Consider the following 22,585-nt stretch of genomic DNA (forward strand, 5'->3'; position numbering starts at 1 on the left):
GCACCCCGAGGGATGCTTTTTTAGGATATAAATCGAAATCGGATTAACGATTTGAAAATTCAACGTAGTCGCGTTCTGTGTGGCCAACGTAAACTTGTCTAGGACGACCGATAGGCTCTTTGTTTTCGCGCATTTCTTTCCATTGTGCAATCCATCCCGGTAGACGGCCTAAAGCAAATAATACGGTAAACATATCTGCTTTGAAACCTAATGCACGGTAGATGATACCTGAATAGAAGTCAACATTTGGATAAAGTTTTCTGTCGATGAAATATTGGTCATTCAATGCTGCTTCTTCAAGCTTTTTAGCGATATCCAATACCGGATCTTGAACGCCTAATTTCTCCAAGATATCATCACATGCTTTTTTGATGATCTTAGCACGAGGGTCGAAGTTTTTATAAACGCGGTGACCGAATCCCATTAGACGGAAAGGGTCGTTTTTGTCTTTTGCTTTAGCAAGATATTTTTCAGCATCACCACCATCATTTTTAATGGCCTCCAACATCTCGATTACGGCTTGGTTTGCACCACCATGTAATGGTCCCCATAATGCATTGATACCTGATGCAACAGATGCATAAAGGTTTGCATTGGATGAACCAACGATACGAACAGTAGATGTCGAACAGTTTTGCTCATGATCAGCATGTAAAATCAACAATTTGTGCATGGCGTCAATGACAACAGGATCAAATGTTTTTTCATCATTCACTTCTCCAAACAGCATGTTTAGGAAGTTGTCAATATAGCCAAGATTATTTTTGGGATAAACAACAGGATGACCTAATGATTTCTTTTGAATCCAGGAAACGATTGTTGGCATTTTTGCCAAAAGATTGATGATCGTTTGATCTTCTTCTTCGTCTGTTAAGTTTGGATTTAAAGATTCTGGATAAAATGCCGACAATGCGCCTACTAAACACGAAAGTTGGCCCATTGGGTGAGATTTGGATGGGAATCCAGCGAAGAAGTTCTTCATATCTTCATGAATCATCATTTGCTTTTTGATGTCAGCTCTGAATTTTTCCAATACCTCTTTTTTGGGAAGCTCTCCATAAATCAACAAATAAGCAACTTCCAAGAAAGTCGATTTCTCTGCCAATTGTTCAATTGGATATCCTCTATATCTCAATATGCCTTTTTCACCATCAAGGAAAGTAATCGCACTTTTCGTTGCACCTGTATTTTTGTATCCTGGGTCTAACGTAATAAATCCGCTTAGATCTCTTAATTTGGAAATATCAACTGCTTTTTCATTTTCAGTACCGACAATGACCGGTAGGTCATACGAAGTGCCGTCTAAATTTATAGATGCTTTATCTGACATGTTTATATATTATCTTATATCTGATTTGTTGTGCTAATCTCACAAATTTAACTATTTGATATTTAAAATTGAAAGTTCTTTTGGAATTAAAATGACATGATTGCGTCATTTTGGATAATATTCACTAATTATTTACTTAAATAAGCAAATAATTTATTCAAATTTAACATTATCTTATTTTGCAAAAAATATCAATCTATTTTTCTTTGCGCAACCTTTCCTTTGTCTTCGTAGTTACCCTGTTTACCCGATCCAAAAAAGGGGAGTATGACAAAACATACCAGAATAATAGAGGTTAGTGTCAGAATTCCCGTAGTCCACAATATTTTGCTGAAGTTCTCTGCATCCAATAGCTGAATGCCCCAAAGCCCCAGTAGGAAATAGGTGGCAACGAAAAGTATCACCAAGGTGAGTAATATACCGAATATGTATTTCATAGCTGAATTAATTTATGTGTTATGAATTGATTCACCTCGGTATAATTGAGCTGAATCGTGATATGAATATCCCCGCATGCATTATATTTTATTGAGGATCTGTTTTTTGAGCGTATCGAATTCTTCTTGGGTAATGATGTTTTCACGGAGCAGCAGCTGCAGCTTTTGAAGTTTCTCGACAAAGTCGCCCTCTTGCTGAATATGATCTTTGATTTCCTCTTTTTGAAGGTCAAACTGTTTTCCGAGTTCCATACCGACACCCAGTTGTGCGCCTACACCGGCGATCCCGCCTTCATTTTTAGCTGCATCGCGTAGCGCCCGTAATTTTTCCAGTTCAACATAGCTTAAGCCTGCCTGCTGTGCCGCTTGGTTTTGGGTGGTCAAATCTGCGATTTCTCCGATTCTTCGTTGAGTATTGGCGTCAAATTGAGTTCCTAAGATTTTGAAATCCGTAACATCGAGCCCAAGATCCTTAAAGTCTTGTTCAACTGCAGTTTTGATATCGCTGGATAGCAGCCCCAGTTGGCTGTCAATCTCATTATAACCTAGTTTCTTTTGTGCAATCTGCGCAATAATTTGTTGTGGGATCCGATTATTGATGATGTCTTGAATGACAGCTGTGTTGACCGTATTTTGATTTGCTAAAATGTTTTTATAGAAATGCACTGGTTCCTTGATCAGGTAAGAGAATGTACCATTCAAGCCGATTTCTATTGGTAAATTGTAATGGGGGTCGATATATTTAATAGGTGTTCCGGTTCCCCAGGATTGATTGACGATAGCGGCTGTGCGAAAAAAGTAGATGTAAAGCTTATGTTCGGATTCAAAATTCTGCCGTAAACGCGCTAAAGTGGTAAAGAAGGGATGGTTGTCCGTTTTGAGGTTGTACGTTCCTGGTTCGGTCAGCAGGTTTTCACCTTTTCCCTCATACACAAGGATGCAGCCCTGCCCTGGAGCGAGGATCAGCTTGCTGGAATTTTTGATCTCATTCCTTTCGGATGGGAATTTATACCACAATAATCGAGGGTCTTGGTTTTTCCACTCGATGACTTCAGAAAGTTGGTTGTTAAAAAGATTAAATAGTCCCATAGTGATTAATTTAGTGTGTCGAATTTGGGGTTATACCCTTCAAACTTGTTGATTTGTTTTCCATTATTATCAAAATAATAATAGTCGCTGGCGCCCTTTATAATAAAACCATCTTTGAGCAGGCTCCCATTTCCATACATGGATTTAAGATCTGTAGTCACTGTTTTTTGTATAGCGCCAGTTGTTACATCCAATAGTTGGATCTGGAAAGGATCGTCTTCGGCAGGCGTTGGTTTATACGCAATGAGTAGCGTTTTGTCATTCTGCGCAATGATTACAGGCTGAAAGTAAAGTCTTCCTGGCGTAAAGTCCTTGAAGCTAATCAGACGGGCGCCCTTAAATTGCCATGGATTAATCAATACCTTTTTATAAGGATCACGGTCGGTAAAAATACCCGAACCGCCATAGTCTTTATCCCAGGAAAAGCGCGGGCTATCTTTAGGAAATCCATATTGATATTGGTAACTGTACTGGATTAACTGGATTTTTTCTTCCGGATAATAACTGGATTTACTTGAAAAAGCGAATTCCGTTTTTGTCGTTGGATTGGGAAGTTTTTTCCTTCTCTCATCGTAAAGCTGTTTATCGGGGATAGATTTATTAATTAAGGGGTAATAAGCTAGATTTTGACCCTCATTGTTGACAATTTGATAGGCTGATCCATAGTCTTCGTATTTAAATTCAACCTTAGCGATGCCTGTGCTTAAAGATGGCGCATCTTTCACATAGTTCTCAAGCACACTTTTATATGTAAGTGTATTTCTGTCCAGCTGATAAATGTATTTGGCTTTGACGATAATATAGAGATTCTGGTCTTCAAATACCTGAAGTTTGACGTCGCTGCTCGACAGTTCGACAGGTGTTTCCATCAGAGCTTTTACCCATTCTTTTTTACCCGTTTTGGGATCGAAGAGCCCAATATAAACCTTATTGTCCTTGTTTTCGTCCATTCGTTTTCTGAAGGTTCCGACATTACCGACGACAACAACGTGGGGCGTATTATCTTTGTCCAAAAATAGTGTGTTGCTTGCGTAATTCCATTCAAGAGGTTCTACCTCTTCTTTTTCCTCTGCTGTATTAGAGGTGCTGTAAGTTGAATAATTGGTCGCTGGCTTTTTGGAAAAAATAGCGCTTAGGGCTCCAATGACAAACATAAGCGCAATAAAGCCCACGACAGCAAATAATACAATCCGTACGGCTTTATATTGATCCGGATTGTTGCGCGGATAGTTGTAGTTGTGATTGATATTGATGTCGTCGCTATCTAAAAAAAATTCTGTTCCACAGCTATCGCATTTATAATAATCGGGGCGTAGTGTGGTGATTTTTATACTTCCGCAATGCGGACATTTAATCGCTTTGATATTTTTAGCCATTTATCTTACCTGTATTTTTTTGAACCATCTTTTGGCGCATACAACCGGACTGATTCCAGGGGATTCTATCCAGTTGAAAGTTCTGCCTTTTCAATTGATGAAACGATTTATGTGTGAATTTAGAATTAAAATAATCGTATAACAAATTTTCTGCCAGCTAACTTATATTCGTCGAATCTGAGTTTAAATACGCAGGAAATGAGCCGTTTGATTTTTTTAAACAAGGGAGACGGCGCTGTTCACTATTAATTTGTAAAACAAAGAGAAAATATTTTTGGTATTTACGAATTATTCGTAGATTAGTGAAAGATTAGAAAAAGGAATAAATAGCTATGGAAAAATTAACAGCACAGGAAGAGCAGGCAATGCAATCTATTTGGAGTCTCAATGGAGGTTTTATAAAAGAGATTTTGGATAATATCAAGGGTGAAAAGATGCCTTATACCACCTTGGCTTCAACAGTAAAGAATCTGGAACGTAAAGATTTTGTGAAAGCAGTACGTTATGCCAATGCCAAGCGCTATGAACCGATGGTGAGTGAAGAAGATTATAAAGCGAAATTTATGAATTCCTTTGTGGGCGATTATTTTAAAAATTCCTATAAGGAGATGGTATCTTTTTTTGTGCAGGAAGAAAAACTAACGGCTGATGAATTAAAGGAAATTATGGACATGATTAAGCATAATAAATCTTAATAACATGGAAAGCTTACTGACCTATATTATTCAAGTCAACCTGCTCTTGGGGATTATCTATTTGGGATATATTGGACTATTGAAAGGGCTGACGTTCTATGTGCTAAATCGAGTTTACTTTTTGGCAGGAGGGCTATTTGCTTTTCTGTATCCATTTCTGGATTTAAAGTCTTTGTTCGTGCAGCGCGGGCTGAATATGGGGGCGGTAGGCGAGCAGATTTCGCTTTATATTACTGAGCCGGAAGTGCAGCAACAACTGACCTTGGGAAGGTTGGTGGAAATTGTGTTTATGGTTGGTGCGATTGTATTGTTATTGAAGTTTGTATTTCAATTATTGAGTTTATTACGGATTCATCTGAATTCAAAGTCCGATCAATGGCGGACGTATCTATTTCGGAATGTGCTTATTCCTATTGTTCCATTTTCGTTTTTGAATAAAATCTATGTCAATAAAGGGCAGCATGTTGATGCTGAACTAAAAGATATTTTTAAGCATGAGGATATTCATGTGAAAGGCCTTCACAGTTTGGATATTTTACTGTTTGAAATGATATTGGTGTGTTGTTGGTACAATCCTTTCGTCTGGCTCATGCGCAGGGCCATTCGCCAAAATTTGGAGTTTCTGACTGATCAACAGGTTCTCGATAAAGGAATTGACAAGCAGACGTACCAATACAGCCTATTGAATGTGTCCAAAAAGGGCACTTCAGTAGGATTGAGCAATCAATTTAATTTTAAACTTTTAAAACGTCGCATTATGATGATGAACAAGAAGCGATCATCGAAAATAGAGCTGAGTAAATACGCCTTTCTTTTACCCGTATTTTTATTGACGGGAGCAGCATTTACGGTAAGTAAAGCGGAGGGAAGTATAGAGGGGGTAGTTGAGAAGGCAAATGAGACAGTATTACCTATTCAGTTACCAACAGTTGATTTACGATCTCAGACAGATCAATCAAATATGAAAACTACTGTATTGGCGGATACTTTGGCTAAAGCAAATAAAGTGGAGGCGAGAGATTTTAAGGAAATCAAGAGATCCGCTATTGATTTCTCTAAAAATCAAAAGTATTTTGTGGATAATAAATTGGTCTCTAAGGCAGAATTTTTGGCTATTCCTGAAGGAAAACTGGCGAAGTACTGGTTTTCGAATGACAGTGATATGATCAAGTATCGGACAAAGTCTTCAATTGATATTTCTGGCGGAGCAATTTTGGCCAATACTGTTGAGATGCAACAACATGCGGATATAGCACAAAAAAAAATACGCTGTGTTATGAATGGTATTGTGCAAGAAAAGACTTTTACTGTGGATGATATCGATCCGAATACTATAGCGTCAGTCTCGGTATTACAAGGTAAGGCAGCTATTGATAAGTATGGTGAAGATGTTGGGAAAGATGGTATCCTTGAAGTGAATTTAAAAGAAGGAGCTCATATTGGTAAAGATATGACCAAACTTAAAGGTCTTACGATTGGGGTGACGTATCGTGATGATCAGTTAACGAATGATAAGTCAACTGATGTGGTGTATGTTATTGATGGCAAGAGAGCAGATCAAAAAATGATTAAGGAGCTGGTGCTGACACCGGAAGAAATAGCGACTTTATCGGTTTGGAAGGATGCTGAAGCAATTAAGAAATATGGTGAGGATGCTAAGAATGGTGTTTTAGTTATTACGACAAAAAAATGGGCTCGTGAAAATCCGGATAAGGTGAATAATAAGTTTCGTTTCATAGGGCAGGAAAATAAAAAAAGGGATGATGTCGTTACCGTCGTTGGCTATAAGAGAGACAACAGTGTGGATGATAAGATTAGTTCGACGATTGGTTCTAAGAAAAACGAAGGACAGGGTGAAAAAGTTGTTGCTGTGGTTGGTTATAAGAAAAGTGAGAAATTGGATGACGCGAAACTGGATGTTTTTTCGGATAGATCAAAAAGGATAAGTTCTGACGCGGTAATGGGATTGTTGGGGAATAATTCAGCGAATGAGTCTATTGGTACTGATTTTCCATCTGTTCGTGTTCGTGGTTATAATGGAAAAGTCAAGCCATTAATTGTGGTTGATGGGGATATAAAGGCTGAGGGGGTTATGAATAAACTTGACCCGAAGGATATTGAATCCATGGAGATCCTGAAAAATAGCAGTGCGACTGCGTTATATGGAAATGCCGGCAAAGATGGGGTTATTCTCGTTACGACCCGCAAGAAAGCAAGTGAGGTTAAAAGTAGTGAGGAAGCTAATGGGAAGTTGAAGGAGAAGGTAAGCGGCATCATTAAGATGGAGATAGAAAAAGAAAAGGTCCGGGCAGAAAGCAGCAACTAATGTAAGACTCTCTTAGTAAAAGATAAAAAAAGACCGATTTAAATCGGTCTCTTTTTGTTATAAATCAATACCAATATAGGGTATTACATTAATGAGTTTTAGTGACTTCTATTATTTTGTATTGAGGTTCGTCATCGTCAGCTCGATGCCGATATTGACAAAACTCTGGATCATTTTAACGGAATGGTCAATTAAAGCCGGTAGTTCAGCTTGTTCCTCTTTGTCAAAAGGGCCAAGTACATAATCTACTTGTCTACCTTTTGGGTAATTGTCACCAATACCAAAACGTAGGCGCGGATAAACCTGTCCGCCACAAAGCTGTTCAATGGATTTAAGTCCGTTATGACCGGCGCTGCTTCCTTTGGGCTTCATCCGTAGCGAACCAAATGGAATGGCCAGATCATCCACAATCACCAATACATTCTGAATTGGAACTTTACATTGTTGCATATAGTAGTTAACAGCCTTACCACTTAAGTTCATGTAAGTCGTGGGTTTAATTACTGTGACGTTGTGGCCTCTTTGCTTAAATTCGCTATAATAGGCTAACTTGAGCAAGGAGAAACTGGCGCCAGCCTGTTTGACAAGCTCGTCGGCAACCATAAAACCTATATTATGCCGTGTATCGGCATATTCACTGCCAATGTTGCCCAATCCAACGATAAGATAATTCATGATGCAAAAATAAAAATTTTAATAAACAAAAAAAGCACCGAATTTCGGTGCTTTCTGTAGTATTTTAAGAATCTTGTTCAGATTATTTTTTACCACCTTTAGATGCTTTCGCTGCTTCTTGTTCAGCTTGACGCAATGCACGAGACATGATTACTGATACGATTGTATCATCAGCATTGTTTAATACTTTTGCGTTTTCCAATTGAATTTGACCTACACGAACTGATTTACCAACTTCTAAAGATTCCATTGGTACAGCAATTTCTTGTGGTAGGTTTGCAGGTAATGCTTTTACGCGTAAATTACGTAATTTTTGAACTAATTTACCCCCCATTTTAACACCTGGAGAAGTTCCTGTTAATTTGATAGGAATATTCAATGATACTTCTTTATCATCAAATAATTCTAAAAAGTCAACGTGCGTAACTAAGTCAGTTAATGGGTGGAATTGTGCGTCTTGAACGATAGCTCTTTTAGTTTGACCTTCAATGTTTAATTCAACAATGATTACGTCTGCAGTGTAAAGAACTGGTTTCAAATCAGCTGCGGATACAGAAAGAGCTGTTTGCTCTGTACCACCGTAAAGTACTGCTGGTACTAAACCTTGGTAACGCAATTCTTTTGCATCTCTTTTCCCTACGTTCTGTCTTACAGAACCGCTAATAGCAATTGATTTCATCTTTTAATTTTTTATAAATTTGAGGTGCAAAGATAATCTAATTTCTGATATTATCAAAAAAATACGACCGCTATTAGTTCGGAAACAGATACTTATTCCAGGTTTTTGATTTTTCCATGTTCATGACTATGCCTATTCAAGGCTACTAATTTACCCTAAAGTATGACCAAATTGATACCATTTCCTATATTAAAACTGGAATAGGACTCTTTTAGTAGGGGTATAACAGGGGGTTAGCAGGGCTTTACCCCTGTTATACCCCTACTAACCCCCTGTTAACCCCCTGTAAATCCCCTGTTATTGGAGAAGTTGACAGCAGTCAATTGCTAACCTATATACTTGATAAAAATGCCTAATCGCCTGTGGTTAAAAGATAAGAACCAAGCGGAAGAGTGTTTTTAAATGTTTGTTGGTTTTTGGGAGAAGATTGGGTGGTGGCGCAATACAAAAAAAAGACCCTGGTCGTTAAGCTGAATGCTTTCTGTACCAGGGTCCAATATCTAGAATCTAAAACTCAAAGATTATTCTACTTCAAATAAATCGGAGATTGAAGAGTGTTGATTTACACTTGTGATTGCTTTTGCAAATAAATCAGCCGTTGATAATACTTTGATTTTGGTCGATTGTTTTGCTTTTTCTGGATCTAATTGAATGGTATCGGTTACGATCATTTCTGACAAGACCGAGTTTTCAATTGTTTCATATGCCTTTCCGGACAATACAGCATGTGTACAAACAGCTCTTACAGATTTTGCACCATTTTCCATGATCAGTGCTGCTGCTTTTGAAAGTGTACCAGCAGTATCACAGATATCATCGATTAAAACAACGTCCTGACCTGTTACGTCACCGATGATAGACATCGATTCGATTTCGTTTGCACGTTTACGACGTTTGTCACAGATAATAACTTCTGCATTGAAAAATTTAGCAAAGGTACGTGCTCTGTATGAACCACCCATATCTGGTGAAGCAATCGTTAGATTTGGAAGTTTTAACGATTTGATATAAGGAACAAAAATGATAGAACCATCCAAATGGTCAACAGGGATATCGAAAAAACCTTGGATTTGTGCTGCGTGCAGGTCCATTGTCATGATACGGTGGATACCAGCTGCAGTCAACAGATTGGCGATCATTTTTGCGCCAATAGCAACTCTTGGTTTGTCTTTTCGATCTTGTCTTGCGAAACCAAAGTAAGGGACCACCGCGGTGATATAATGCGCTGAAGCTCTCTTCGCTGCATCTGTCATCAATAATAATTCAAAAAGATTGTCGGTAGGTTGGTTGGTAGATTGGATAATGAATACATCGCTTCCGCGAACTGACTCATTGTAGAAAGGTTGAATCTCACCGTCGCTAAAACGCGACAATGTTTTGTCTCCTAGTGGTTTCCCGTAAGATTGTGCGATTTTTTCGGCTAGTTCTGTAGTGCCAGAACCTGCAAATAGTTTAACCGTGTTGAATTGCAAAGGCATGGTTTTGTATATTTATGTTGGGTTATTGTATTGTCGTTTATTCAATATTTTTATTCCCTTACTGTTTTTTTAAGTTAAACATTAAAAAAAATGGATTGTTTTCACAATCCATATACGCTTAACTTTAAAAGTTGTCCGACCTGGATTCGAACCAAGACAAACAGAACCAAAAACTGTTGTACTACCCTTATACTATCGGACAATGTCTCTAAAAAGTCAACGTTTCCGTTTTTCTCTTTTTGACGACGCAAAGATAGAGATTTGTTTTAAAAATCAAAATGTAAATTTAAAAAAATCTAAACCCTTTTATAAATAATAAGCCTTGCATATAACGCAGAAAAGGCTTGCATCTGCAAGCCTTTTCTATTGTTTGTTGTCCGACCTGGATTCGAACCAAGACAAACAGAACCAAAAACTGTTGTACTACCCTTATACTATCGGACAAACAATTCAAAAGTGATTGCTATCGTGATGATGTCGATCACATTTGATGATGCAAATATACGGACTATTCTCATTTCTGCAAATAAAAATGAACTTAAAAGTGTATTAGGGCTGATTTTCAAAGAAATAATTTTTGTTTTGATTTGAAAAGATATGCACGCTAAGCTTTTTTATCGAGATGTTGGCCCACAAAAGTACATGCGTGATTTTGGGAATGCTTTCCTTTCAGCCAATATTGGATCGCGTAATGAAATTTTTTCAATTAATATGTGTTAAAAAATCAGAATAAAGTTCATTTCTTATTAACTTATCCTTATTTTCGAGCCGTATTAATAATACTTTTTACAGTTATCATTTTATGAACTATACTAAAATCAACAATCTTTTAGGATGGATATGTGCGCTAATAGCAACTGTAGCGTATGTCATGACTGCCGAACGATCGACGAGTTGGTGGGACTGTGGCGAGTTTATCGCTTCAGCCTTTAAACTTCAAATTGTGCACCAGCCAGGAGCACCTTTATTCTTAATGATTCAAAATATATTCTCAAACCTTGCTGGTGGAGATGTTACACGAATTGCTTTCTGGATGAACGTAGGATCGGCAGTATGTAGTGGTCTGACCATTTTGTTTTTATTTTGGACAATTACAGCTTTAGCAAAGAAAATCGTTGTAAAAGGTGTTGATGGATCATATACATCCACCGATTTAATCAAAATATTCGGTTCAGGCGCTGTTGGTGCATTGGCTTATGCTTTTACGGATACTTTTTGGTTCTCAGCAGTAGAGTCCGAAGTATATGCCATGTCTTCTTTATGTACAGCCGTCGTATTTTGGGGTATTCTAAAATGGGAAAATCATGCCGATGAAGCTGGTTCGGACCGCTGGTTGATCTTTATCGCCTATGTGATGGGACTTTCTATCGGGGTACACTTATTGAACCTTCTGGTGATTCCGGCAATTGCTTTGGTCATTTATTTTAAACGTTCAAAAACAGTGACATCGTCGGGTGCGATCAAAGCTTTCTTAACCGGTGTTGTTGTTTTGGCGCTGATTTTATGGGGTATTATTCAATACACTGTTAAAGCCGCCGCATATTTTGATCTGTTCTTTGTGAATAGTTTGGGCATGGGCTTTGGTACTGGATTTAACTTATTCATGATTTTAGCGGTAGCTCTTTTCGTATATGCGATCTGGTATTCAATCAAAAAGGTAAAACCGATGTTAAATCTGATCTTAATCAGTGCAGCATTTATTATTTTTGGTTATAGTTCCTTTGCCATGATCATGGTGCGCGCCAAGGCAAATCCTACGTTAAATAACAGTGATCCGGATAATGCATTTTCTTTTGTGAGTTATCTTGGACGTGAGCAATATGCCAGTGAGCCGCTTTTGAATGGACCTACATTTGATGCGCAAGTGGTTGATGCCGAGCCTACGTATACGTACAGAAAAGATAAAGACAAGTATACCAAGGTGGAGAACGGCATGGATTATAAATACGATAAAACGATGTTTTTTCCGCGTGTTTATAGCTCAAGAGACCAAAATCATATAGATTATTACCGCGATTACCTAAAGATTCCTGAAGGACAATCGCCAACATTTGGGGATAACTTAAAGTTCTTCTTTAGCTATCAGATCGGACACATGTACGGTCGTTATTTTCTTTGGAACTTTGCTGGTCGTCAAAATGACCAACAAGGACAGGGTTCCTTCACTGAGGGGAACTGGATCTCAGGGGCTAAACCTGTAGACCAGATGCATGTGGGCGGACAGAATGCCATTCCAGATTCATTGAAGACTGACCCTTCAAACAATAAATATTATTTCTTGCCTTTGATCATTGGTTTAATTGGTGCATTCTGGCATTTTGGAAAAAGACAACGTGATGCGGGAATTGTGGGTCTGTTGTTTTTCTTTACAGGATTAGCAATTGTATTGTATCTAAATCAAAGTCCACTTCAACCACGTGAACGTGATTATGCATATGCAGGTTCTTTTTATGCCTTCGCCATCTGGATCGGGCTCGGTGTTTTCGCTATTGCGGATTATCTGAGCAAAAAAGTGGATGGTAAAATTGCCGCCGGTGCCGCTACAGTAGCCTGTCTATTGGGGGCTCCAGTATTGTTGGGCTTCCAAAACTGGGATGATCACGACCGTTCGGAGAAAACAACTGCCCGTGATCTTGCTAAAAACTATTTGGCGTCATGTGCACCCAATGCGATTTTATTTACTTATGGTGATAATGATACCTATCCTTTATGGTATGTTCAGGAAGTCGAAAATTATCGTCCGGATGTACGTGTCGTAAACTTAAGTTTGTTGAGTTCGGACTGGTATATGCGCCAGATGAAACAAAAAGTGAATCAGGCAGATGGTTTACCGATCAATATCGATGATGAAAAGTTCAAGAAAGGTGTTCGCGAAGTGCTTTATTATCAGGATATGAAAGTTCCGGGTCATGTGGATCTTGATTTGATCATGCAGATTTTATTGTCTGATGATCAAAAGAATAAATTGGAATTGCGTGGTGGTAAATTTGAGAACTTTCTGCCAACCAAAAACTTTAGCCTTCCGGTGAACAAAGAATCTGTTCTGAAAAATAATGTCGTTCCTAAAGCTTGGCAAGAATCTATTGTCGACACCATGAGCTGGACCTACAATAGAAATTATATCTCTAGAGCTGAATTATCTATCTTAAACGTGTTATTGAATAACGATTGGAAACGTCCAATTTATTTTGCGGCAACAGTTCCAAATGATAACTACCTTGGTTTAGATAAATATTTGGTGCAAGAGGGTTTTGCCTTGCGCTTGATGCCAATTGCAACTCCTGCCGGAGCAGAAGGTACATTGGTTGATACACAGTCTGCTTACAAAGACATTACTACGAAATACCAATGGGGTAATATGGCACATGCTTCTTACCTGGATCCTGAATCTTACCGCATGATTACCATGATTACAAATACAGTAATGGGTGGTACAGCGACACAGTTGATGATGGAAGGTCATAAGGATGAGGCGCGCAAAGTTGCTGTCGAAACCTTTGAGAAAATGCCAAAACGTGTTTATTTGATGCGCGATATTTTAGGCTATATTCCAATTGTCAATGTGTTGTATGAAACTGGTGAAACGAAGCGTGCAAATGAAATCGTAAACCGTAACCTGAAGTTTATGACGCAAAATATGCGTTGGTATCAGGATATTGCACAAACAAAACCTGAGCTGGAATATTCAAATATCGGTACAGCATTACGTGCTTTGGGTGCCTATAAGAGTATCTTGGCCTCTACCTCGGAAAAACAATTGCTACAGCAAGTGACCGATTTAGAAAAATCGTATAAACAACAGTATGGTGTTGAGTAACAATTAGAGACATCATTTTAACCGAAGGAGCTGCCCTTTACTACAGGTATTCGAAAGGAAATACACTTTTTGATGCGATGTAGGAAAGGGCGGCTTTTTTTTGATTATTTTTTCTTAGCTTAACGCCATATAAAACCAACCTTAAGTTATGATGAAACGTCAATTAAAATTGTGGGATGCAGTGATGCTGGTCATGGGGTCGATGATCGGAAGCGGTATTTTTATTGTATCGAGTGATATGATGCGGCAGCTGGGATCCGGATATTGGTTGGCGATAGTTTGGTTATTGACCGCATTAGCAACTGTTGCGGCGGCAATCTGCTATGGCGAATTGTCGTCTATGTACCCGAAGGCTGGGGGACAATATACCTATCTGACAGAAATATTTGGGAAGCCAATTGGCTTTTTATATGGCTGGAGTTTATTTACAGTCATTCAAACGGGAACGATAGCAGCTGTAGCTGTTGCCTTTGGTAAGTTTACAGCCTACCTTATTCCGCAGCTAAATGATGCAGCACCGCTATTTCAGCGTGGAGAGTTTAAGATTACCTGGATACAGATTGTCGCTATGGGTGTTATTATTCTCCTGACCTTTATCAATACAAGAGGGATCAAGAGTGGAAAAGCTGTTCAATCTTTCTTTACTTCAGCAAAAATTATTGCGCTGGTTTTACTGATTTTAGGTGGTCTGTTCTTGATTAAGGAAAATCATTTTTCAGAAAATATGGCTTATGGCTGGGACTCTTTTCAAAATTTGAAAGGTGCTGGCTGGTCGCAGATCTCTGGGGGCGTACTGATGGGGGCTTTAGCTGCTGCGATGGTAGGTTCGGTATTTAGTAGTGTGGCCTGGGAAAATGTAACGTTTGTTTCCGGAGAGATTGTAAATCCACAGCGTAATGTTGTTCGGGCATTGGTTATCGGGACGAGCTTGGTGATGTTGCTCTATATAAGTTGTAATTACATTTACCTAGCGGCATTAAATAGAGAGGAAATTGCTTTTGCGGCAAATGATCGTGTTGCCATAGCGGCGGCTGAAAAAATATTAGGACATACGGGCACGATAGCGATGGCGATTTTGGTCATGATCTCGACCTTTGGTTGCGTTAACGGGCTCGCACTATCAGGTGCGCGAGTTTTTCAGACTATGGCAAAAGATGGATTGTTTCTGAAACAAGCGATTCCCAATAACAAATATGATGTGCCGGCACGATCGTTATGGCTTCAAGGGATCTGGGCGTCATTGCTTTGTCTAAGTGGGCAATATGGCAATTTACTGGATATGATATCTTTTGTTATTGTTATATTTTATATGATTACAGTGCTAGGGGTTATTATTCAGCGTGTACGAAGACCCGATTTGGAACGTTCCTATAAGACATTTCTATTTCCTGTCACTCCGATCTTGTACCTGTTGATAGGTACCGTATTTTGTGTATTATTAATTATCTATAAGCCACAATATACCTGGCCAGGCTTTATACTTGTATTAATCGGTGTACCGGTGTATTTTTTTGCACGGAATAATAAACGTGCCGAGCTAGATGAATAGTCTTTACCTATAGCATTTCGATGTTATGGAATTTGCTGTAAATGGTTGGCAATGCGTATTGTATATAACTTCAAAATCTGTTAATGTACTAGAATAATTGGTTTGTAAATTTCCCGGAAAGGAAGATATTCTTTGTTTAAATCACTTTTTGTTATTGTGCCAGCTGGATGCAAATATTGAAATTAATTGCCCTTCATGGCTTCGTTTTTGTTAAAAAAAGTGTAGCTTTGCTCAAACATTCCCATAATGAAACAGTCGATTTTATTAGACGGACCAAAATTTCAAATCACAATTCAAAGACTATGTCGTCAATTGATTGAGAATCACGGTGATTTTTCAAATGCTGTCGTCATAGGTATTCAACCCCGAGGAACTTTCTTAGCGAGACGTATCGTCAAAGAGCTTGAACAAATGATCGGAAAGGAGATTTTAGTTGGCGATTTGGATATTACCTTTTATCGCGATGACTTCCGTACCAAAGGGAATACTGGTCCACTCTTAGCAAATAGCACAAATATCAATTTTATTGTAGAAGGTAAAGATGTCATCTTTATAGATGATGTCTTATGGACAGGACGTACTATTCGTGCGGCAATGGATGCTGTACAGGCATTTGGCCGTGCAAGAAGAATAGAGTTGCTTGTTTTGGTCGATCGCCGCTTCTCTAGACAGATTCCTATTCAGCCTGATTATATCGGAATACAGGTAGATTCTATTGATTCACAAAAAGTAATTGTTAACTGGAAAGAATCAGAGGATCAGGATAGTATTATCTTGATTACAGAAAAGAAGACGTCAGCTAGCGATTAATAGCGGTGTCATGACGATACTAAAGGTTATTGTTGATCTTTGGAAACAGGCACTTTCAATAAAACCTTCATGACTTCGCAGACGCCAACAGCAATGAAAGCAAACTGAAGGTTCTTTCTGGCCAATAAGATCAGACACTTTCAGAAAAAAAATGATTAGTAAATATTTGAATATACTATAAAATGTCATCTGTAGCAGAACAATTAAGTACCCGCCATTTATTGGGGATCAAAGATCTAAATGAGAACGATATCCAATTGATCCTGGATACAGCAAGTAATTTCAAAGAGGTATTAAATAGGCCAATCAAAAAGGTTCCGTCGTTAAGGGATATTACGATTGCCAACGTGTTTTTTGAAAATTCAACACGGACACGTCTATCCTTTGAACTTGCTGAAAAGAGACTTTCTGCGGATATCGTGAATTTTGCGGCTTCCTCCTCTTCGGTAAGTAAGGGGGAGACACTCATCGATACGGTGAACAATATTCTTGCAATGAAGGTTGATATGATTGTGATGAGACATCCATACGCGGGAGCTGGGGTATTTCTAAGTAAACATGTTGATGCACAAATTGTCAATGCAGGTGACGGAGCACATGAACACCCTACACAAGCTTTACTTGATTCATTTTCGATCCGTGAACGCTATGGTGATGTAGCTGGTCGTAAAATAGCTATCGTTGGGGATATTACACATTCACGCGTTGCCTTGTCGAATATCTTATGTCTTCAAAAGCAAGGTGCAGAAGTGATGGTTTGTGGTCCGACCACATTAATTCCTAAACATATTACATCATTGGGTGTAAAAGTGGAGCATGATTTGCGGAAAGCGTTGAACTGGTGTGATGTTGCAAATATGTTACGGATTCAATTGGAGCGTCAGGATATTGCCTATTTCCCTTCCTTAAGAGAATATTCCATGCTATATGGATTGAATAAAGAGATTTTGGATTCTTTAGAGAAGCCAATCACAATTATGCACCCCGGACCAATCAATCGGGGGGTCGAAATCACATCGGATGTCGCGGATAGCGAACATTCAATTATTTTGGATCAGGTTGAAAATGGTGTTGCTGTGCGCATGGCTGTCTTGTATCTATTAGCAGGGCAACGCGGATAGTCTAAATTGGTTTTAACGTGCGTTAATGTACGTGTGAGACTAAATAGCACTGTTTTCTAATGCAATAATAGTATGCCTGACTTTATTTTTTTGTCGGGCATATTTTTTGTGCAAAATTTCCGTTATAATACAGGATTATTCACAGATGTTAATAACTTTTGTGTAAAATAGCTCAATTAAAGTATAATTTAGTAAAATGAATAAAACTATCTCCCTGAGAAGTGGAGGTTTGAATTGATTTTCAATAAATTTGGGGCCATCTTAAAGCCTTTAATGGCAGAGAGGCTTTCGATAAATTTGCTTTGAAATGCGAATTTACCGCGGTTTGGAGGGAGATTCATTTACATTTGCAGATAAATAACATATTAAGGTTTCACATATTATGTATAAGAAGATTTACCAGGTGGGAGTTGCATTAACCGTTATGGCGACGCCAGCATTAGCGCAACAGACAGAATGGCAACAAATCAACAAGGCGTACAAAACAGGGATGGAATTGTATGAACGCGGAAAATTTAGTTCTGCTTCTGCCCAATTTGACCGTGTTGAAGCTTTGCGGACAAAATCCAACTTGCAATTGGACGAAACAGAGGAACTGTCTTTGTTGAAAGAGAACGTACGGTATTATCAAGCGGTTTGCGCACTGGAATTGGGCGAATCCGATGCCGAAAACCGTTTTCTGAAATACATTAAAGATTTCCCTGTCAGTGCAAATGCTAAAGCGGCTTATTTTCAAATCGGTAAATCCTATTATGCTAAAAAAGATTATGTTAAGGCCTTAGAGTGGTTTAACAAGATCGATAGCAAAAATTTAGCAGGTAAAGAAAATGTAGAATATCGCTTTAAATATGGATATGCTTCCTTTATGACAAAGGATTATAAAACGGCGAAACCATTATTTGAAGGATTGAAAGATCAGAAAACTGAATTTCAGGAAGCTTCAATCTATTATTACGCGTATCTTTCTTACTTAGACGCCGAGTACAAAACGGCGCTGAATGAATTTGAACGCCTAAATGGATCGAAACAATTCGAAAATAGTTACCCTTATTATATTACTGCTTTGTATTTCTTGGATAAACGCTACGACGATGTGTTGGATTATGCGTTGCCAATTTTGTCGCGAACAAAACAAGAAAATGAAACAGAGATGTTTCGTATTATCGCGGCAACATACTTTATCAAAGGTGATTTAAAAACATCAAAAGAGTATTACGATAAATTTCAGGCACAGGACCAAGGTAAGACCCAGAATAATCAGGATAGCTACCAAATCGGTTACATCGCCTACAAGTTGAAAGATTACGATAAAGCGATCACTGAATTGGAAAAAATGACCGATCCAGACGCATATTATCAATCTGCGATGATTACCCTAGGGGATGCTTTCTTAAAGAAAGGCAATAAGCAATCTGCTCGTAACGCATTTTTTCGTGCTTCGAAATTGGATTTTGATCCAGCAATGCAAGAAGAGGGCTTATTCAACTATGCTAAGCTTTCGTATGAATTGGAATTCCACCAAGTGGCTTTGGCTTCGACACAAGAATACCTGAAAACGTACCCAAAATCGAAACGCTTAGAGGAAGCAAAAACTTTGCTTGCTGAAGTATTGTTGAGTACAAAAAACTATCGTGAGGCAGTTGATATTTTGGAATCTATTCCTAAACGTGGAAAAGAAGCAGACGCTGCTTATCAAAAGGTAACCTACTACAGAGGTTTGGAGTATTATAACGAGCGTGCTTTTGAAAATGCAATTTCCCTATTCATGCGCTCTGAAGAGTTTCGTTATGACGAGGAAATTTACGCTTTAGCCATCTATTGGAAAGCGGAAGCAATGTACGAAGTGCGTAAATACGGTGAAGCGGTTACAAATTTCAATAAATTCTTACGCTTGCCGGGAGCTAGCAAAACGGATGTGTATGGGTATGCCAATTACGCGTTAGCCTATGCGGCTTTCCGTAATGGTAACTACAGCACGGCGGCCAATTACTTCGAGCGTTTCTTAGCGTCTGGTGGTTCGAAAGGAATAGAAATGAATACACGTAATGATGCAATTGCACGCTTGGGCGATTCTTATTTCTCTTCGAAAAACTACGGCAGAGCATTAACAGAATACAATAAGTTGATCTCTTCTAAAGCGCCTAGTCAGGATTACGCGTTATTCCAGCGTGGTATTATTCAAGGATTACAAGGGGATAACAACGGTAAAATTTCAACATTGAATGCTGTTATTGCACAATTCCCGAGTTCTAATTATGCAGATGATATTGCGTTTGAGATTCCTTACACACGTTTCTTGATGGGAGAAAGTGACCAGGCAATTGCTGGCCTTCAAACAATGGTTGAAAAATATCCGCGCAGCAGTTATGTGCCACGCGCTTTGGTGACGATTGGTCTGGTTCAGTATAATCAAGATAACAATGATGCTGCATTGGCAACTTTCCAACGTGTAGTCGACCAATATGGATCAACAGATGAAGCAAGACAGGCCATGCGATCGATTGAGAACATCTATTTGGATAAAGGCGATGCAACGGGGTATATCAAATATGCAACTGGAACAAACTTAGGGGATGCGTCGAAATCTGAGCAAGATTCTCGTTCATTCTCGACTGCCACAACCCTATTCTCCAGAGGAAATTACCAAGGGGCGGTGGAAGCTGTAAATGCGTATTTCGATAAATTCCCGAAACCAAATCAAGAAAAATATGCGCGTTTTGTTCGTGCTGAAAGTAACGCAGCTTTGGGCAATACAGAAGATGCACTACATGATTACAATATTATCTTGAATGACTGGACATCTCCTTATACAGAACGCACGTTGATTTCGGTGTCAAATTTGTATTTGAAACAAAAGAAATATAACGAAGCAACACAGTTGTTGAAAAAGCTGGAGCTTACCTCTGAATACAAGGCTAACTATGGTTTCGCAATAAATAACTTAATGGTTTCTTACTTCCAAATTGGAGATTATAAAGAAGCATTAAATTATACCAACGCTGTTAAGAACTACGAAAAATCTTCGGAAGAAGAGATTGCAAATGCCTTCTTATATGCCGGTAAATGCTATGTGAAGCAGAATAAGAAAGCTGAGGCAATGAAAGAATTCAGTTTAGCTGCATTGAAGAGCCGTACAGTATATGGTGCCGAAGCAAAATACAATGTTGCGGTATTACAATTGGAAAATAAACAATACGATGCGTGTATCAAAACAGCAATGGATCTATCCGATAATTTCTCTTCGTACGAATATTGGGTGGCGAAAAGCTTTATTACCATGGCTGATGCTTATGCAGGTAAGGGAGATTCTTTCCAGGCGAAAGCTACACTTGAATCGATTGTGGATAACTATGATGCGAAAGACGATATTTTGCCAGCAGCAAAAGAACGTCTAAATAAATTGAACAACAAAAAGAAATAGGATACAATGAAGAAGTTGCAAAATAGAAACGTGAAGAAATATACTTTAGCAGCGCTTTTGATGGGCGTGGGATTGAATTCTTTTGCACAGGAAACAGGCAAGAAGAACGATCCTGAGAAACCGGTCACTATCGATTCTTTTGATGTTGTTCGTGATTATAAGCCAATTCTTGCGGATGCTGTGAAAATCCGCCGCAGTCCGGATATGACCAATAAAAGAGAATACCAGCCCAAATTGTCCTACAACAATATTTTGGACAAGAAATTGGATATCAATACCGGTTTGAAACAATTGAATGTACAGGAGATTCCTTTTGCACAACCTTTTGAACATAGTAGCAACTATGTCAAATTTGGTATCGGAAACTATAACAGTATATTGGGCGAAGCTTATTTGGCTTCTGAACAGTTTGAAAATACACGATTTGGTTTATTTGCAAAGCATTTGAGCCAAAAGGGTAATATTGACGGACAGAAGTTCAGTACACAAGATATCGGTATCTTTGGTCGTCGTGTATTGGATGCGGTAACCGTTAAAGGTACCATCGGATACAATCGTTATGGCACAAACTTCTATGGTCAGACTTTTGATCAATCGGGAACAACCTTGTTGAATACGACTCCGGATAAACAGACCTTTACAGATATCTACTTGAATGGAGAGCTGTCAAGTAATGTGGATCCAAAAAATGAGCAAGCCTTAAGCTATTCCGCAAAAGTTGATGGTTATTTGTTTAAAGACGCTTATAAAGCCAAAGAAAATTCCATCGCATTATCCGGTTATTTGAATAAACGCCTAAGTGCATTCAATGTTGGTGCGAATTTGAGCGTGACAATGAATAATGTGAAAGATAGTGCTGAAGTAAAAAATCATTTGGCGGTCATCAATCCATATATTCGTTTTAAGGGCGACAACTATAACGTAACCTTGGGCGCGAATTTAACTTCTGAATTTGGCGATAGCTCAAGATTCAATATTTTCCCATCCGTAGAAGCTGATTTTGCTTTGGCACCTGAATATATCTCTTTGTTTGCCGGAATCAATGGCGGAGTGAAGCAAGCTTCTTTCCGTAGTTTCGCTAAAGAAAATCCGTATTTGGCTCCTAATGCTAAAATGATAAACTCGATTGAGAAAATGAATGTTTACGCGGGTTTAAAAGGAAATGCTGGCGCAACATTTGGTTATAAAGTAAAGGTATTCTACAAACAGATTGAGGGATTGCCTTTATTTAAAAACAGTGCATTTGGCGATAGTCAAAATGGCTATGTTCCTTGGGCTTTTGATGTCGTTTATGACGGCGTGATCAATAAAGCTAAACATATGGGATTGGAAGGAGAAATCAATGTACGTCTTTCACAACTGGTTAATCTGGGCGGAAAAGTGTATATAGACGATTATAAATTGAGTGATGAGGAAGAAGCTTGGGGATTGCCAAAATTCCGTATGCAGGCTAATGCACGCTTCAATATCTCCGATAAATTTTTCGTAGATGCTGAACTTTCTACACAAGGCAATACCTATGCGTATATTTATGACTATAATGCAGATGGCAGTCGTATTGCCAACAGTGGGCATAAGGCAACAATAGCGTCGTTTGCTGATCTTAATGCAGGCGCAGAATACCGAATCAAAAAACAATTTGGTATTTTCGTCAAAGCAAATAACATTTTTGGAAAAGAATACGAACGTTATATGTATTACCCAAGATTGGGCTTTAATGTAATTGGTGGTCTTAATTATTCGTTTTAACGAATTAAGATTATAAATTTGCATCTTAAAATA

General features: G+C 38.5%; 15 protein-coding genes. 8 read left to right on the plus strand and 7 right to left on the minus strand.

Going from position 1 to position 22,585, the window contains the following annotated elements; all coding sequences use genetic code 11:
* Positions 1-43: 43 nt before the first annotated feature.
* From AACH28_RS19230 to AACH28_RS19245, 4 genes are all read right to left on the minus strand, one after another.
* Positions 44-1,330: a citrate synthase gene (locus tag AACH28_RS19230; protein WP_075994228.1), complete on the minus strand. Its 1,287-nt coding sequence runs from the start codon at positions 1,328-1,330 to the stop codon at positions 44-46.
* Positions 1,331-1,521: 191 nt separating this feature from the next.
* The gene (locus AACH28_RS19235; RefSeq protein ID WP_286851275.1) at positions 1,522-1,767 is read right to left on the minus strand and encodes a hypothetical protein; all 246 of its coding nucleotides are present in this window, start codon (positions 1,765-1,767) and stop codon (positions 1,522-1,524) included.
* 81 nt (positions 1,768-1,848) lie between these two features.
* A complete protein-coding gene (locus AACH28_RS19240; RefSeq protein WP_286851277.1) occupies positions 1,849-2,856 on the minus strand; it encodes an SPFH domain-containing protein in 1,008 nt (335 codons plus the stop codon).
* Between the two features lie 5 nt (positions 2,857-2,861).
* Positions 2,862-4,232: a hypothetical protein gene (locus AACH28_RS19245; protein ID WP_286851278.1), complete on the minus strand. Its 1,371-nt coding sequence runs from the start codon at positions 4,230-4,232 to the stop codon at positions 2,862-2,864.
* 332 nt (positions 4,233-4,564) lie between these two features.
* On the opposite strand from AACH28_RS19245, the gene AACH28_RS19250 reads away from it, so the two are divergent.
* A complete protein-coding gene (locus tag AACH28_RS19250; RefSeq protein ID WP_209580554.1) occupies positions 4,565-4,927 on the plus strand; it encodes a BlaI/MecI/CopY family transcriptional regulator in 363 nt (120 codons plus the stop codon).
* A 4-nt stretch (positions 4,928-4,931) separates the two neighbouring features.
* Positions 4,932-7,253 (plus strand): M56 family metallopeptidase, encoded by a 2,322-nt coding sequence (locus tag AACH28_RS19255; RefSeq protein WP_341831258.1) that lies wholly within the window; start codon positions 4,932-4,934, stop codon positions 7,251-7,253.
* 111 nt (positions 7,254-7,364) lie between these two features.
* Here AACH28_RS19255 and pth read toward each other — a convergent pair whose 3' ends face one another.
* The 3 genes from pth to AACH28_RS19270 all read right to left on the minus strand — a co-directional run bounded on the left by pth (position 7,365) and on the right by AACH28_RS19270 (position 10,085).
* A complete protein-coding gene (gene pth / locus AACH28_RS19260) occupies positions 7,365-7,928 on the minus strand; it encodes an aminoacyl-tRNA hydrolase (protein WP_075994222.1) in 564 nt (187 codons plus the stop codon).
* Between the two features lie 82 nt (positions 7,929-8,010).
* Positions 8,011-8,607, minus strand: a complete 597-nt coding sequence (locus tag AACH28_RS19265; protein WP_075994221.1) for a 50S ribosomal protein L25/general stress protein Ctc — start codon at positions 8,605-8,607, stop codon at positions 8,011-8,013.
* A gap of 521 nt (positions 8,608-9,128) precedes the next feature.
* Positions 9,129-10,085, minus strand: coding sequence for a ribose-phosphate pyrophosphokinase (locus AACH28_RS19270; protein WP_046672755.1), 957 nt, complete (start codon positions 10,083-10,085; stop codon positions 9,129-9,131).
* 802 nt (positions 10,086-10,887) lie between these two features.
* Here AACH28_RS19270 and AACH28_RS19275 point away from each other — a divergent pair.
* The 6 genes from AACH28_RS19275 (at position 10,888) to AACH28_RS19300 (ending at position 22,552) form a co-directional block, all read left to right on the plus strand.
* Complete coding sequence (locus AACH28_RS19275; protein WP_341831259.1) at positions 10,888-13,902, plus strand: protein O-mannosyl-transferase family; 3,015 nt, start codon at positions 10,888-10,890, stop codon at positions 13,900-13,902.
* A gap of 148 nt (positions 13,903-14,050) precedes the next feature.
* Complete coding sequence (locus AACH28_RS19280; RefSeq protein WP_341831260.1) at positions 14,051-15,451, plus strand: amino acid permease; 1,401 nt, start codon at positions 14,051-14,053, stop codon at positions 15,449-15,451.
* A 246-nt stretch (positions 15,452-15,697) separates the two neighbouring features.
* Entirely contained in the window at positions 15,698-16,261 is a 564-nt protein-coding gene (pyrR, locus tag AACH28_RS19285) for a bifunctional pyr operon transcriptional regulator/uracil phosphoribosyltransferase PyrR (protein ID WP_286851284.1), read from the plus strand.
* Positions 16,262-16,443: 182 nt separating this feature from the next.
* Positions 16,444-17,382, plus strand: coding sequence for an aspartate carbamoyltransferase catalytic subunit (locus AACH28_RS19290; RefSeq protein ID WP_075994218.1), 939 nt, complete (start codon positions 16,444-16,446; stop codon positions 17,380-17,382).
* Positions 17,383-17,764: 382 nt separating this feature from the next.
* Complete coding sequence (locus tag AACH28_RS19295) at positions 17,765-20,803, plus strand: tetratricopeptide repeat protein (protein ID WP_286851286.1); 3,039 nt, start codon at positions 17,765-17,767, stop codon at positions 20,801-20,803.
* 6 nt (positions 20,804-20,809) lie between these two features.
* Positions 20,810-22,552, plus strand: a complete 1,743-nt coding sequence (locus AACH28_RS19300; protein WP_075994216.1) for a TonB-dependent receptor — start codon at positions 20,810-20,812, stop codon at positions 22,550-22,552.
* Positions 22,553-22,585: the final 33 nt, after the last annotated feature.

Origin of the sequence: Sphingobacterium thalpophilum (assembly GCF_038396785.1) — a bacterium.
GTDB classification, from domain to species: Bacteria; Bacteroidota; Bacteroidia; order Sphingobacteriales; family Sphingobacteriaceae; genus Sphingobacterium; species Sphingobacterium thalpophilum_A.

Bases quoted from the DNA above. Each gene is read 5' to 3' on its own strand.
- AACH28_RS19230 (WP_075994228.1), bottom strand. From the start codon at position 1,330: ATGTCAGATAAAGCATCTATAAATTTAGACGGCACTTCGTATGACCTA.
- AACH28_RS19235 (WP_286851275.1), bottom strand. From the start codon at position 1,767: ATGAAATACATATTCGGTATATTACTCACCTTGGTGATACTTTTCGTT.
- AACH28_RS19240 (WP_286851277.1), bottom strand. From the start codon at position 2,856: ATGGGACTATTTAATCTTTTTAACAACCAACTTTCTGAAGTCATCGAG.
- AACH28_RS19245 (WP_286851278.1), bottom strand. From the start codon at position 4,232: ATGGCTAAAAATATCAAAGCGATTAAATGTCCGCATTGCGGAAGTATA.
- AACH28_RS19250 (WP_209580554.1), top strand. From the start codon at position 4,565: ATGGAAAAATTAACAGCACAGGAAGAGCAGGCAATGCAATCTATTTGG.
- AACH28_RS19255 (WP_341831258.1), top strand. From the start codon at position 4,932: ATGGAAAGCTTACTGACCTATATTATTCAAGTCAACCTGCTCTTGGGG.
- pth (WP_075994222.1), bottom strand. From the start codon at position 7,928: ATGAATTATCTTATCGTTGGATTGGGCAACATTGGCAGTGAATATGCC.
- AACH28_RS19265 (WP_075994221.1), bottom strand. From the start codon at position 8,607: ATGAAATCAATTGCTATTAGCGGTTCTGTAAGACAGAACGTAGGGAAA.
- AACH28_RS19270 (WP_046672755.1), bottom strand. From the start codon at position 10,085: ATGCCTTTGCAATTCAACACGGTTAAACTATTTGCAGGTTCTGGCACT.
- AACH28_RS19275 (WP_341831259.1), top strand. From the start codon at position 10,888: ATGAACTATACTAAAATCAACAATCTTTTAGGATGGATATGTGCGCTA.
- AACH28_RS19280 (WP_341831260.1), top strand. From the start codon at position 14,051: ATGATGAAACGTCAATTAAAATTGTGGGATGCAGTGATGCTGGTCATG.
- pyrR (WP_286851284.1), top strand. From the start codon at position 15,698: ATGAAACAGTCGATTTTATTAGACGGACCAAAATTTCAAATCACAATT.
- AACH28_RS19290 (WP_075994218.1), top strand. From the start codon at position 16,444: ATGTCATCTGTAGCAGAACAATTAAGTACCCGCCATTTATTGGGGATC.
- AACH28_RS19295 (WP_286851286.1), top strand. From the start codon at position 17,765: ATGTATAAGAAGATTTACCAGGTGGGAGTTGCATTAACCGTTATGGCG.
- AACH28_RS19300 (WP_075994216.1), top strand. From the start codon at position 20,810: ATGAAGAAGTTGCAAAATAGAAACGTGAAGAAATATACTTTAGCAGCG.